At 46.4% G+C, this 13,464-nt stretch carries 14 protein-coding genes; all 14 read right to left on the bottom strand.

The window, feature by feature from the left end; translation table 11 throughout:
* Positions 1–14: 14 nt before the first annotated feature.
* From IEW26_RS16450 to IEW26_RS16385, 14 genes are read right to left on the bottom strand one after another with little or no spacing between them, the layout of a single operon-like run.
* On the bottom strand, positions 15–455 hold the full coding sequence (locus IEW26_RS16450) for a hypothetical protein (RefSeq protein WP_111270026.1): 441 nt from the start codon (positions 453–455) through the stop codon (positions 15–17).
* A 3-nt stretch (positions 456–458) separates the two neighbouring features.
* Positions 459–956: a chemotaxis protein CheD gene (locus tag IEW26_RS16445; protein WP_145402773.1), complete on the bottom strand. Its 498-nt coding sequence runs from the start codon at positions 954–956 to the stop codon at positions 459–461.
* Positions 949–1,542 (bottom strand): chemotaxis protein CheC, encoded by a 594-nt coding sequence (locus IEW26_RS16440; protein WP_111270074.1) that lies wholly within the window; start codon positions 1,540–1,542, stop codon positions 949–951. Before IEW26_RS16440 ends, IEW26_RS16445 begins: the two co-directional genes overlap by 8 nt.
* Positions 1,543–1,579: 37 nt before the next feature.
* A complete protein-coding gene (locus tag IEW26_RS16435; protein ID WP_111270024.1) occupies positions 1,580–2,041 on the bottom strand; it encodes a chemotaxis protein CheW in 462 nt (153 codons plus the stop codon).
* Positions 2,042–2,083: 42 nt separating this feature from the next.
* Positions 2,084–4,168 (bottom strand): chemotaxis protein CheA, encoded by a 2,085-nt coding sequence (locus IEW26_RS16430; RefSeq protein ID WP_188593130.1) that lies wholly within the window; start codon positions 4,166–4,168, stop codon positions 2,084–2,086.
* 32 nt (positions 4,169–4,200) lie between these two features.
* Positions 4,201–5,640: a chemotaxis protein CheB gene (locus tag IEW26_RS16425; RefSeq protein ID WP_188593129.1), complete on the bottom strand. Its 1,440-nt coding sequence runs from the start codon at positions 5,638–5,640 to the stop codon at positions 4,201–4,203.
* A gap of 32 nt (positions 5,641–5,672) precedes the next feature.
* Complete coding sequence (locus tag IEW26_RS16420) at positions 5,673–6,560, bottom strand: MinD/ParA family protein (RefSeq protein WP_145402776.1); 888 nt, start codon at positions 6,558–6,560, stop codon at positions 5,673–5,675.
* Positions 6,557–7,921 (bottom strand): flagellar biosynthesis GTPase FlhF, encoded by a 1,365-nt coding sequence (gene flhF, locus IEW26_RS16415; RefSeq protein WP_188593128.1) that lies wholly within the window; start codon positions 7,919–7,921, stop codon positions 6,557–6,559. Before flhF ends, IEW26_RS16420 begins: the two co-directional genes overlap by 4 nt.
* Positions 7,918–9,951 (bottom strand): flagellar biosynthesis protein FlhA, encoded by a 2,034-nt coding sequence (gene flhA, locus IEW26_RS16410; RefSeq protein WP_145402778.1) that lies wholly within the window; start codon positions 9,949–9,951, stop codon positions 7,918–7,920. Before flhA ends, flhF begins: the two co-directional genes overlap by 4 nt.
* 24 nt (positions 9,952–9,975) lie before the next feature.
* Entirely contained in the window at positions 9,976–11,058 is a 1,083-nt protein-coding gene (flhB, locus tag IEW26_RS16405) for a flagellar biosynthesis protein FlhB (RefSeq protein WP_145402779.1), read from the bottom strand.
* 22 nt (positions 11,059–11,080) lie between these two features.
* A complete protein-coding gene (gene fliR, locus IEW26_RS16400) occupies positions 11,081–11,869 on the bottom strand; it encodes a flagellar biosynthetic protein FliR (protein ID WP_145402780.1) in 789 nt (262 codons plus the stop codon).
* Between the two features lie 10 nt (positions 11,870–11,879).
* Positions 11,880–12,149 carry a flagellar biosynthesis protein FliQ gene (fliQ, locus tag IEW26_RS16395; RefSeq protein WP_111270016.1) on the bottom strand — a complete coding sequence of 90 codons (270 nt, stop codon included), beginning with the start codon at positions 12,147–12,149 and terminating at the stop codon, positions 11,880–11,882.
* A 25-nt stretch (positions 12,150–12,174) separates the two neighbouring features.
* The gene (gene fliP, locus IEW26_RS16390; RefSeq protein WP_111270015.1) at positions 12,175–12,930 is read right to left on the bottom strand and encodes a flagellar type III secretion system pore protein FliP; all 756 of its coding nucleotides are present in this window, start codon (positions 12,928–12,930) and stop codon (positions 12,175–12,177) included.
* On the bottom strand, positions 12,927–13,463 hold the full coding sequence (locus IEW26_RS16385) for a flagellar biosynthetic protein FliO (protein ID WP_229729912.1): 537 nt from the start codon (positions 13,461–13,463) through the stop codon (positions 12,927–12,929). Before IEW26_RS16385 ends, fliP begins: the two co-directional genes overlap by 4 nt.
* Between the last annotated feature and the right edge of the window lies 1 nt (position 13,464).

Genomic DNA, 13,464 nt, shown 5'->3' with positions numbered 1-13,464 from the left:
TGCTTTCACCCTCCTTATTTTTCTGTCAGGTGACGAACGGCCTGCGCCAATTCCTCCGGGTCTTTGGTCCGGACGAGTTTAGGCGGATCCAAAGGGGCAAATCCCGTTGGAGCTTTCGTCTCAGATGGCGGTAGACCCTCTCCAGTGGAGTCGCTCTGTCCATTCTTGAGCAATTCATTCAGCTCTTGTCCATCGTCTTCGAGTTTGATGTCCACCTGTGAACCTCTTAGATCTTGAGCACTCGCTGAATCGTAGGTTGATCCATTTTCTATACGAGGGCTAAGCAGTAATCCCAATCCCCAACGCAGACCATATGCAAGGACATACCAGGCTGCGAATCCAATCAATCCGCGTATTAAACTGGTTGTCAGCACATTGCTGCTGAATGCTACAAAAAAAGTCAGAACGAATCCGACTATGCCTGCTCCAAGATTAATGCGGTAGTTTCCTATCATTTATTATAGTTCCTTTACACCCATTTGTACGCTACGAATAGTTAAAAGTCCCGTCTCACAATTCATTTCGATAGTGCGACCGTAATTTCCTCCTGTATCTTCCGCCAGTAGAGGAATTTTGAGTTGTTCCAACATTTCTCGGCATGAATCGGCATTGCGTGGTCCAATACGCATCGTATCGCCAGCACCCGAAAATGCAAACATCTGTGAACCCCCTGCCATCTTGGATACAATCCGAGATTGTGATGCGCCCATTTTCAACATCTTCTCAAGTAGTTCAGGCAGTGCTGTATCTGCATATTTAGCGGTATTCAGTTTGCCTTCGCGGGCAATATCAGAGCTGGGCAACATCACATGTGCCATGCCTGCCAGCTTTAATTGCGGGTCATACATCGTCAGTCCCACGCACGACCCCAAGCCAGTTGTACGGATTACGCCAGGAAGCTGAGCGATATTCAAATCCGCCATACCGACTTTAACGATGCTTTTGTCCTCAATCATAATCCAGTGGCACCCCTAGCGATTCAAAAATCTTTGCAAATGAGGACGGATCGGGAATCAAGAAGAACTGTCCTTCGACCTGATCTTCACCTTCAAAGAAAGAAGTATCAATTAATAATGCAGCATCGCCCATCTCGCCAAATTGCAGCAGCCCATAACTTAAAATTGCACCAGCCATGTCAATAGCCAGCCCGGGAACCGTTGGATACATCGATAGCTTTGTGAAATCAGCCAAGGAAGACAAATATGATCCCGCCAGAATATTTCCGATCTCAGACAGAGCTGAATGCTCCATCTCAGTAAAAGTCAAACCTTCTTTTAACTCAAAGCCCGCAAGACGGTTCAACAGCATCTTGGCAGCCTCTGGCGTCATCATAAAGAAAAGATTGCCAGGCGCTTCACCCTCTACGCGAAGAAATATGGTAACTACAATGCGCTCGTCGCCACCCACTTTTTCCGAAATCTCCTCAAACGGGAGCATCTGAACGGTAGGTACACCCATATCAATCGGTCTGTTAAGGAGTTGAGACAACGCCGTAGCGGCGTTGCCTGCTCCAATATTACCGACCTCTTTGAGCACATCCATCTGGAAACCCTCAAATCGGTTGAATATATCCACGGTGCTATCCCTCAACACTTTCCAGCTGTACAATCTCGCTTTTATTCAATACTTCGTTGAGGTTAAGCATGATCAACAAGCGGCCATCTTCGAGTTTGGCAACACCGCGCAGATATCTGGCCTTAACTCCCCCGACCACTTCTGGCGGAGTGTCGATAGAACTGCTTTTGATATCGATAACATCGTTGGCGGAATCTACAATAAAACCAACCTGCATATCATCTACACCTACGATTACAATCCGCGTTTGATCCGTATACTCGGTTTCAGGAAGGGCGAAACGACCGCGAAGATCAATGACCGGAATCACGACTCCGCGCAGGTTGATAACTCCTTTTACAAAAGAAAGGGTTTTGGGAACACGGGTAATCGGCATCATGCGCTCAATCGTTTCAACCTTGTCTACCTCAATACCGTATTCCTCGGTACCTAATCTAAAGACGATGACTTTCAACTCTTCTTCCATGTTAAAAACCTCCCTATTAAATGTAAGACGCAAACGCTTTGTTTATTTAATAAATGCGTTAGGATCAAGAATCAGAGCTACTTGTCCATCTCCAAGTATCGTTGCACCGGAGATTCCTTCAATAGCTGGGAGATAGGTTCCCATAGATTTGAGAACGATCTCGCTTTGGCCGATGAACTCTTCTACAGCAACAGCTGCCAGACGATCTCCTTTTCGAATGACAACAATCTCGGTTTCCTTCTCATCCGCATCGTTGAAATCCGGCACGCCAAATACCTCGCTTAATGACAAATACGGGATCAGGGAATCACGGAACGTAATCATTTTATTGCCATGAATGTTGCGAACTTGCTCACGCTGTACAATCGCTGTTTCTACAATGGAGGACAGTGGTACTGCATACTTCTCTGAACCCAGTCTCACAAGCATTGCCGCAATAATGGACAACGTCAGTGGAAGCTGTACGGAGAAGTTGGTGCCTTTGCCCGGCGTGGACGTAATCGTTACATTACCGCCAAGTGAAGTGATTTTGGATTTTACAACGTCTAAACCTACACCCCGGCCAGAGATATCAGAGATTTTGTCAGCCGTACTGAAGCCAGGAGCGAATAACAATTGATTGACTTCATCATCACTCATTTTCGCCCCCTGCTCCTCTGTTACAACGCCGCGTTTGATCGCTGTTTGCAGGAGCTTGTCACGATAAATCCCTTTACCATCATCTTCAATCTCAATAAATACATGATTGCCGCTGTGGAAGGCACGCAAATTAACGGTACCCATCTCCGGCTTGCCAGCAGCCACACGCTCAGAAATGGATTCTACACCATGATCCACCGCATTACGCAGCAAGTGCACCAGCGGGTCGCCAATTTCATCGATAACGGTTCGATCCAGCTCCGTTTCAGCACCAGTTATAACGAGATCGATCTTTTTATCCAGCGTTTTGGCCAGGTCGCGAATCATTCGCGGGAATCGGTTGAATACGGTGTCTACTGGAACCATCCGCAGCTTCAGTACGATATTTTGCAAGTCTGTGCTCACTCGGCTCAAGTGTGCTACAGTGTCAGACAGATCATTGTTCCCTGTCTCGCTAGCCAGCTGTTCAAGGCGGGAACGGTCAATCAGCAATTCGCTGAATAAGTTCATCAAGACATCCAGCCGTTCAATATCAACACGAATGGTACGTGAAGGTGCGGCTGCCTGTTTCGGCGCTGCTGCCTTAGCTGGAGCCGCTTTAACTTCTTCTTGAGGTGCAGAATTTGCAACAGGGGCCTCCAAGGCAGCCACAGAAACTGGCGCAGCCTCTACCTCAGCCGTAGCGGCTACCTGCTTCGTTACCTGATTTGCCATTTGCTGCAGCGTTTCTTGATCCAGCTGAATCAATTTGGCGCTCTCAATCTCGGAGATGCTCATGATGCCCTTTTCCAGTTCTTGCGCCTCTTTAGTCGTTATGTAATACAACGAGAAACTGCGCTCAAACTTTTCTTGCTCGATATCCTGAACAGAAGGATATGCCTTAACCACTTCACCCGAACGCTCAAGCATGTCAAACACCATGTACGCCCGAACACCTTTTAACTGGCTGTGCTCACTCACAAGGACGTCAACATAAAACACACGATGTCCTTCTGCGATAGACTGATCAAGGACTGAATATTGGTATTCGTCCAGTTCAACCGCATTGGAGAGCGAGGCATCCGTTTTTGTGTCCGCTTTGGCCGCAGGAGCACTTCCGCCTTTCCATTCACCGCTTTCGATAGCTTGGAGCGAAGCCACGATGGAGGAAACATCCGCTTTACCTTCCCCGCCACTCGTAATATCCTGGACCATAGTTTCCAAGGCATCAAGGCCTTTAAACATGGTATCAAAAATATAATCTTGCATTTTCAGCTTCTCGTTACGTACCATATCGAGCACATTTTCCATTTTATGAGTCAGTGAAGCCAGGTCTTCGAATCCCATAGTTGCCGCCATACCCTTCAGAGTATGAGCAGAACGGAAGATAACCTGCACGATGCCCAGATCCTCCGGATTCGCTTCAAGTTGTAGCATGTTTTCGTTAAGGGATTGCAGATGATCATTAGACTCATCAATAAACATGGATAAATATTGGTTCATGTCCATTGTGAGGCACCTCCTCCGTAAGTTACACTCCGTTATTTCACTGCTTGAACAAGTCTTGGCGCAATCTCCTGCAATGGCAGAAGATGACGCACGCATTGCAGCTCAACTGCTGAACGCGGCATACCATAGACAACACAAGTTTCTTCATTTTCGGCAAAAGTAGAAGTTACTCCCGTTTCGTATAACTTTTTCATCATACGTGCTCCGTCACTTCCCATACCTGTCAGAAGAACAAGATGTCGCTGTAAAGATGTAAACGGCAGAAGCGATTCAAACATGGTATCCACTGAAGGTCTGTGTCCATTTACCTGTTGATCTTCACTCAATTTCAGAATGAATCTTCCGTCCGCTGCCTTGTGAACTCTCATATGAAAGCCGCCTGGGGCAATGTATGCTGTTCCTCTTTTGAGCTGCATACCCTCTTCAGCCTCCACCACATGTAGCGGACTGAATGAATTCAACCGTTGAGCCAGCGAACGCGTAAAGTTAGGCGGCATATGCTGCACAATAATTACTGGTGCTGGCAGGTCTGCAGGCAATTGTTCCAACAAAGTTTTGAGCGCTCTTGGACCGCCAGTTGAAGATCCGATGGCTACAAGCTTGTTGAATGATCCCTCCATGCCTGGCTGGGCTTTATAAACCGTGTTTGGTTTCGTCAACTCCTTCGCAGGTACGGAAGACTTGCTAGTTACTGGCTGATCTGGCGTAAGACGTGACGTGTTAACCGTCTTCGCCTCCTTGCGAGCTTGCAGCGGACTGACAGGCGGCTGGTCTGCTGTCTGCTTGCGAACAGGTTGATCCGGCTTTACCAAGTTTTCTTTTTTACTGAACGTACGATCAGGCTTGGAAGGAGACAAAGGTGCGCTGGTTAGCTTTTTGGCCTGAATCCCACCTGTCCGCCCCTCTATTGAAGGCTGAACCTTCGGAACAGGAGGCAAAGCCGTTATACTGCTCGGTTCACTGATGTCTTTGGACGTTATCTCCTTCTTCAGCGTCTGGGCTGGAGGCATACCGGCATTGCGGGATGCATCCATCTTTTGTATTGCTTCTTTACGTTCAGCTTTTCGCTTGACTTCTTGCATGGCCGCTCGCATTCGTTCAACGAGTGCTTTACCAACCTGAGCAATATCCTGATCATGCACGACAGATGGTTTACGAATAAAATCAAATGCACCTGCTTCCAAAGCCATAATCGTTTCTTTCATTCCTTGTTCATTAATTCCGGAAAGCATTATTACAGGAATGAAGGAATGGTCCATAATGGTTTTTAGTGCATCCAGCCCGTTCATCTCGGGCATTTCAACATCCATCGTAATAATATCAGGCTTAAGCTCTAACGTTTTTTGGATGGCCTCTTTCCCGTTTGACGCTGTTGCCGTAACTTTGAACTCTGAGTCCGCTTCAATTAAATCCGTCACAATTTTGCGCATAAAAGCGGAATCATCGACAACCAATACTTGATAGACCGCCATATTGTGTCACCTCTGTTTCCTTTATTCAGAAATCATGTTGTTCGTCTTAGCCACTTTTTCATAAATCCCCTGATTCCTGACAAGGTTTCGGATTCGGGAGCCGCAGGTACAGCCAAATAACGAAGGGCAAGCTTCTGTATATCTTTGGAAGCTTTGCAGTTTGGATATGCCAGGCGATAGGGTATCTGTTTCTTCACCGCTGAAACCACCTGTGCATCCTCCGAAATGTATCCCAAGAGTGGAATATCGGTCTGCAAAAACCTGCTTGCTACTCCAGCTATTTTGTCTGCAACACGCTCCGCCTCCCTTTCGTCTTCGACCCGATTTACGATCATGCGAAAGGGAGTTGAGTGCTCCTGGCTGTGCATTACTTTGACTAAGGCATAAGCATCAGTTATTGAAGTCGGTTCAGGTGTAGTTACAATCAGGCATTCATCGGCAGCACCGATGAATCTCATATTCTCCTTGGACAGGCCCGCCCCAGTGTCGAAAATGACATAATCCATCTCCTGTGCGATGTCCTCCACTTGACTGGCGAAAAACTCCAAATCACGATCAGACAAAGAGAACAGCTCTTTCATCCCCGACCCCCCTGCAATGTAAGGAAGCCCGTCTGCACCAAGTTGTATGATTTCCCTTATAGTTTTATGTCGGTATAAAAGATGATACAGATTATAGGAAGATCTCGTTCCCATCAAAACATCGATATTAGCCATACCAATATCTGCATCAAAAACCAGCACTTTCTTCCCCAGGGAGTGAAGTGTAAGTGCAAAGTTCAACGTAAAGTTGGACTTGCCTACCCCGCCCTTGCCGCTTGCCACTGTAATGATTTTGGATGAACGAGGGTTTCCCCTGCCTTCACTGCCTCCCTGAGGTGCAGAGACCAAACTTCGAAGTGCCGCAGCCTGATCCTTCATTGTTTGCCTTCTCCCAGCAGCGCCTTGCACAGCCATTCTGCATCAGGCTTCAGCAGATCATCCGGGACGTTCTGACCGTTGGCCACATAAGCAAGCTTGAGCGGAAAACGATGAAGGAGGTTGAAGAGTGAGCCGCATGTTCCTGTTTCATCCATTTTTGTGAAAATCACTTTGTCTAATCCGTATTTGCTGAAGTGTTCTGTGATTTGTACCATATCTGCGCTTTTGGCGGTCATGCTCATCACCAGAAACGTTTCGCTGTTTTCCACTGGAGCGAGCAGACTTTGCAACTCCGACACAAGCAGCTCATTTCTATAATTTCTGCCCGCTGTATCCATAAAGATCAGATCACAGTGAGCTAAACGGGAAATGGCACGCTGGGTATCGCCCGGAGACTGCACCACTTCCAACGGCACATTCAAGATCGACGCATATGTTCTGAGCTGCTCCACTGCCGAGATTCGATACGTGTCTGATGTAATAAATCCAACCTTGCGTTGTTTTTTGAACATCTGTTCCGCAGCAAGCTTGGCAATCGTTGTTGTTTTACCAACCCCTGTCGGGCCTGCTACATACACAATACGTGTCGTTGGCAAGATGCCCTCCTGGATGCGCTCGTTTAGAAAACGGATGACTTGTGATTGCAAAGCCAGCTCTATATCCTGCTCTTGCATTTCACCCTCAGTTAAATTCTCCTGAATGGGTTCAAGCCAGGACTCCCACACTTCCGGCCAAATTTCCTGTTCTGTCAGGTGCTGACGCCAGCTCAACAATGCCTCAGGAAAAGTTTCAACCAATGTCCCCTGCCTGGAAAGTTTGGTCATCATCTGCTTCAAATCCTGGAGCTCACTGAGCAGCTTGTCCTGCTGTTGTTCCGAACCAGACTCTGACTTAGTAGATGTTGAACCCGAAAAATCCGCCCCTTGCGGTCGCGGTTTATGCTCGCTGCTCAAAGAAATAGAGGCATTATCCATCTTTGCATCCTCATGATTGGATCTGGACACAACTGGAGCCACAGCCGACTTCTCCTGTGGACTATGATCAACCGTGCTTGCCGCTGCTTCCTCATCGGAAGCAGTGACAAACGAACGCGCAGTTTGAGCATAAGCTTCAGGCACCAACGCACGAGGCACTGGTGTAAATGAATTTCGAACCGGTGCTGCAGAAGTTTTCTTTGCTTGTTTCGCCTCTTCGTTATCAACCGCTGCAACAACCTCGATGCGTTTTTTGCGAAACATTCCCAGCACTCCGCCCACCTTGATTTCCTTTGTGGACAGAATAACGGCGTCACTTCCCAGGTCTTTGCGAATCTGAAGCATAGCTTCGGGCATGGTCTCAACAACGTATTGTTTTACTCTCATAAGTTCACCACCCCGATACTTTGAATTTCAACATTCGGCTCCAGTTCGCTGTAGGAAAGCACCGGAATATCCTGCATCGTTCGTTCAATAACCTGACGCAGGTACATTCGAATCGTTGGAGAAGTTAATACGATAGGCTGTTGGCCCGATTGAATTAAACGGTTCACTTGCTCGCTCAGCTTTTGGTAAACGCTTTGAGTGGACACCGGGTCAAGTGCCAGATAGCTGCCTTGTTCCGATTGCTGCACACTTTCAGCAATCTTCTTCTCAAGGCCGGGGCCAACGGTAATGACTCGAAGCGTTTCGCCTTTTTGAGAATATTGTTGGGTAATCTGGCGAGACAACGACTGTCTGACATACTCGGTCAGCACATCCGGGTCCTTTGTGTAAGTCCCATAATCTGCAAGTGTTTCAAAAATCGTTACCATATCACGTATGGAGATTTTTTCACGCAGCAGCTTGGCAAGAACCTTTTGCACGTCACCAATTGAAAGGACAGAAGGAATCAACTCATCCACAAGCGCAGCATAATTCTCTCTGAGATTGTCCACAAGCGCCTTAGTCTCTTGTCTTCCAAGCAGCTCATGTGCATGCTTCTTGATCAGTTCTGTCAGATGTGTCGCCACTACAGACGGCGGATCAACAACAGTATATCCAGCAAGCTCTGCCCGATCCTTGGTTACTTCATCAATCCATAACGCCGGCAGTCCAAACGCAGGCTCTGTTGTCTCGATTCCCGTTACAGACTCTTCATCGTAACCGGGGCTCATCGCCAAGTAATGATTGAGAAGCAGTTCGCCTCCGCCAACCACGTTCCCCTTAATTTTGATCACATATTCGTTCGGTCTGAGCTGAATGTTATCCCGAATCCGGATAACAGGAACGACTAGCCCGAGCTCAAGAGCACATTGTCTCCGAATCATAATAATCCGATCAAGCAGGTCGCCTCCCTGCTGATTATCAGCAAGCGGGATCAAACCATATCCAAACTCGAATTCAATAGGGTCCACCTGAAGCAAATTAATTACACTTTCAGGACTTCTGACCTCTTCAATCTGCTGCTCTTCCTCCAGTTGCTCTTCCGCCTCCTGCTTCAGATTCAGATTGTTCTGCATCCTCCAGGCGGCAAAGGCGAGCATGCCGGCCAGCGGCAGCGTTGTAATTACATGAATTGGTGTAAAGAAACCAAGCATCGCGATAACAAAAGCTACAATATAGATCAATATCGGATATGTAAACAGCTGGCCCGTAATATCTTCTGCCAAGTTTCCTTCCGATGAAGCTCTGGTAACGATTAGCCCTGCCGCAGTTGAAATAAGAAGTGCAGGAATCTGGCTAACCAATCCGTCACCAATTGTCAGTACCGAATACGTAGAAAGTGATGTTGCAAAATCGAGACCATGCACGGTCATACCGATAATAAAGCCGCCAATCAGGTTAATTAAGAGAATGATAATACTTGCAATGGCATCCCCTTTGACGAATTTACTTGCACCATCCATCGCTCCGTAGAAATCGGCTTCGCGTTCAATTTTGGATCGACGCTCGCGAGCCTGCTGCTCATTGATCAGTCCGGCATTCAAGTCAGCATCGATACTCATTTGTTTCCCCGGCATGGCATCAAGGGTAAATCTTGCTGCTACTTCAGCAACACGCTCAGACCCTTTGGTAATAACGATAAATTGAACCACGACCAGAATCAAAAATACGATAAACCCTATCGCAATTTCTCCACCCGCAATCCAGCTTCCGAAGGTTGCTACAACCGCTCCAGCATCTCCCTTGCCCAATATCAGCTTGGTAGTCGAGATATTAAGTGCTAGGCGGAACAATGTCGTTATCAACAGTAACGCAGGGAAGATCGAAAACTGCAATGCCTCTTTGCTGTTCATCGCAACAAGCAAAATCATCAAAGCAATGGAAATGTTGACAACAAGCAGCATATCCAGTAACCAGGCCGGGATCGGAAGAATCATCATCAACACTATGCCGATAATACCCGCAAGGACAGCTAAATCTTTTGTTTTCAATGAATGTACGGCCTCCGATCCCTTTTATTTCACTCTGCCCTTTAATTTATATACGTAAGCCAGCACTTCAGCTACCGCTTGAAACAAATCGGCCGGTATGGCGTCGCCAATCTCGGCTCTCTGGAACAATGCCCGTGCCAGCGGTTTGTTTTCCATCGTAATCACACCGTGCTCTTTAGCAATTTCTTTGATACGCAGGGCAACGTAATCCTGACCCTTCGCAATAATTTGCGGAGCCTCCATCTCAGACCCTTCATACTTCAGCGCTACGGCAAAGTGAGTCGGGTTCGTGATGATTACGTCTGCATTTGGTACTTCCTGCATCATACGCTGCATAGCCATACGACGCTGACGCTCCCGGATTTTACCTTTGATCAGCGGATCGCCTTCCATTTTCTTGTACTCGTCCTTGATATCCTGCTTGGACATACGCAGTTTTTTCTCATGATCATACTTTTGGTAGATGTAGTCAAAGATAGCCAATACCATTAAAGCAACGGCAATTTTAACACCAAGGTTCAAGGTTATTGAAGCGGCAAAATTCAGAATAGCATCGAGGGAAAAATGAGAAAGTGCGGCTATATCTGACTTATATTGGATAATCGTACTGTAAACCAAGTAGCCGATAATCGTCATTTTTAACACCGATTTAGCAAATTCCACCAGCGAACGCATTGAAAATATGTTTTTAAATCCTTTGATCGGATCTAACTTCTCCAACTTTGGCTTCAATCCCTCACCTACAAGGAGAAAACCTACCTGCATATAATTGACTATCAAAGCGGCAATATAGGCTACAAGCAGCACAGGGGCCAGCAGCAACATAACTTCTATGCCGTATCTCATCATCAGAGCCATCACATTTTCACTGTTTACTTCCATCGTCAATCGGTTCATGAAAATATCCGTAAACAAGCGAACGATGCGATCCTTGTAAAAACCACTGAAGATCATTAGAGTCAGAAACGTAAATAGAAGAATGGAAGCACCTGAAATTTCTGCACTCTTAACAACTTGTCCCTTTTTACGAGCATCCTGCCTTTTCTTAGGGGTAGCTTTTTCCGTCTTCTCTCCGGAAAATAACTGGAGGTCAAGTTGAAGTTTCATGCTGTCTTCCCCTCCATTCCCCTCATCCCGGCCTTTGCCCGATGGTGCCAAGCAGTTTCTCCATGGATTTGAATATCGCTTCAAACAATTGACCAAACACAAAACCAAAGCTAGGAACTAACAGAAGCAAAATTGCAAGACCTACAAGAACTTTAAGTGGCATTCCCACAGCAAATACGTTGAATTGAGGAGCGGTTTTGGCTAGGAAACCCAGCCCCACATCTGTTAAAAATAACGCTACAACGATAGGAGCTGCCATTTGGAAAGCCAACATAAATGATTCTCCCACAGCTTTGACAAGAAATTCAGCTATACTTCCATCCGCCAGTCTAATATAGAAAGCATTAGACAGTGGAATCCAACGATAACTGTATACAATCCCATCAAGCAAGTAATGATGTCCATTCATGGTAAAAAACAGAAGAATGGCAAAAGCATATTTCAGGTTACCTGTGAGTGGCGCAGAAGCTCCTGTCATCGGATCGTATACATTTGCCATACCGAAACCAATCTGCAGATCAATGAACGTTCCCGCTGTCTGCACAGCCGTCATCAGAAGGTAAGCTGTAAATCCCAGAAGCAAACCTATAAGGACCTCTCTGATGATCAGCAAAATGTAGCTCAAATCCGTCGGAACTGTCTGATGTATGCCAAAGGTCATGTATACCGTCAACGTAACAAAGGCAGAAATACCTACCTTAAACGATGCAGGTACATTTCGAGCAGAAAAGACGGGTGCAGTTACAAAAAATGATGCTATTCGACAAAACATAAGCAGAGCGACAGGGAAACTTTGCAGCAATGTCTCCATCGGCTAAAGCCTACCCTATGTATCTGTATAAATTATCGAGTATGTTGTACGTGAAATCGACGAGTATATTCAGAATCCAGGGACCAAACAAAAGTACCGCCAGCAGTACAGCGATAATTTTTGGCACAAATGCCAGCGTTTGCTCCTGAATTTGAGTTGTAGCTTGGAAAATACTAATAATTAGTCCTACAACCAGAGCTAGTATAAGCATGGGCGCACTGGCCAGCAACGACGTGTATACTGCTTTTCCGGCCAGACCGATAATAAATTCCGAAGTCATGACCGTCCTCCTTTAACTCTCCGGTTCAAGTGTTAAAACTTAGCAACAGTGACTTGACTACCAGATACCATCCGTCTACCAGCACAAAGAGCAGTATTTTGAAAGGTAATGAAATCATGACCGGTGGAAGCATCATCATACCCATAGCCATGAGTGTACTCGCCACAACAATATCTATCACCAGAAACGGAATAAAAATCATAAATCCCATCTGGAAAGCTGTTTTGAGCTCACTGATTGCATACGCCGGCACCATCACCGTAATCGGAATATCCTGATAGGAATTGGGCTTCTCTGTCTGATTGTATTTCATAAACAGCAAGAGATCCTTTTCACGCGTGTGCGTAAACATAAATTTCTTTATCGGATCTGCTGCTTTTTCCAGCGCCTGGGTTTGTGTCAAATCCCCTTTAAGATAAGGCTGCAGTGCAACCTGATTTATAGAGGAAATCGTAGGCGACATGATGAAAAGTGTCAGAAAAAGTGCAAGACCAACCAATACCTGATTCGGAGGCATCTGTTGTGTTCCAAGTGAGGTCCGAACAAAGCCAAGCACGATAACAATTCGCGTAAAACTTGTCATCAGCACCAGCAGAGCAGGTGCAATACTAAGCACGGTGATTAATAAAATAATAGATAATGAGCTTGTACTTGGCGTACTGCCATCACCGTTCCCGATCTGGATACCAATGTTCGGAATCGGCTCCGCAAAAGCCACCGTAACGGATGCCAGACTGATAAGACCTATGAAACAACACGCTAACCAAATCTTTTTCTTCATGAATCCCTCGACCGATCTGTAGTATTGTCATGATCCAGGAGCTTCTCCATCTTCTCTTTACGGTTAGGCATCTGCCGAAGTTTGGATTCAAACATCTCATGAAAAGAAGCGGTGTCCTCAATTTCCATTTCCCTAGGCGGCTCTTCCTTACGAAGACGTTTCGCTAGTTTGGCAATGATAGGCGAGAGGCTACCTTGCTGTGCAGCAGCATCCTGTGCAAAGGAATCGATAATTCGCTGCGCTTCTTCCACATCCGAAACTTTATCCAGCAGCTGTATGTTTTCGCCAACACCAATCAGATAAACGTTTCCGCCAATCTCGATAATTTGCAGCGACTTGTTTTGTCCAAGACCGACCCCGCCCATAATACGAATCGTTCCGCTTCTGAACCATTGCTGATTCCGTTTGTTGAGGAATCGGATCAAATAAACAATCAGAACCAGGATGACGGCCAGGACAACAATCACCCATACAAGCTGTAGATAGTAATTGATTCCTGCGCCAGCTGGTTCTGGAGAATCACCCAGAGCCATC

This window comes from Paenibacillus silvae (assembly GCF_014639235.1).
Lineage (GTDB): Bacteria > Bacillota > Bacilli > Paenibacillales > Paenibacillaceae > Paenibacillus > Paenibacillus silvae.
This window is presented reverse-complemented; position numbering and strand designations above follow the sequence as displayed.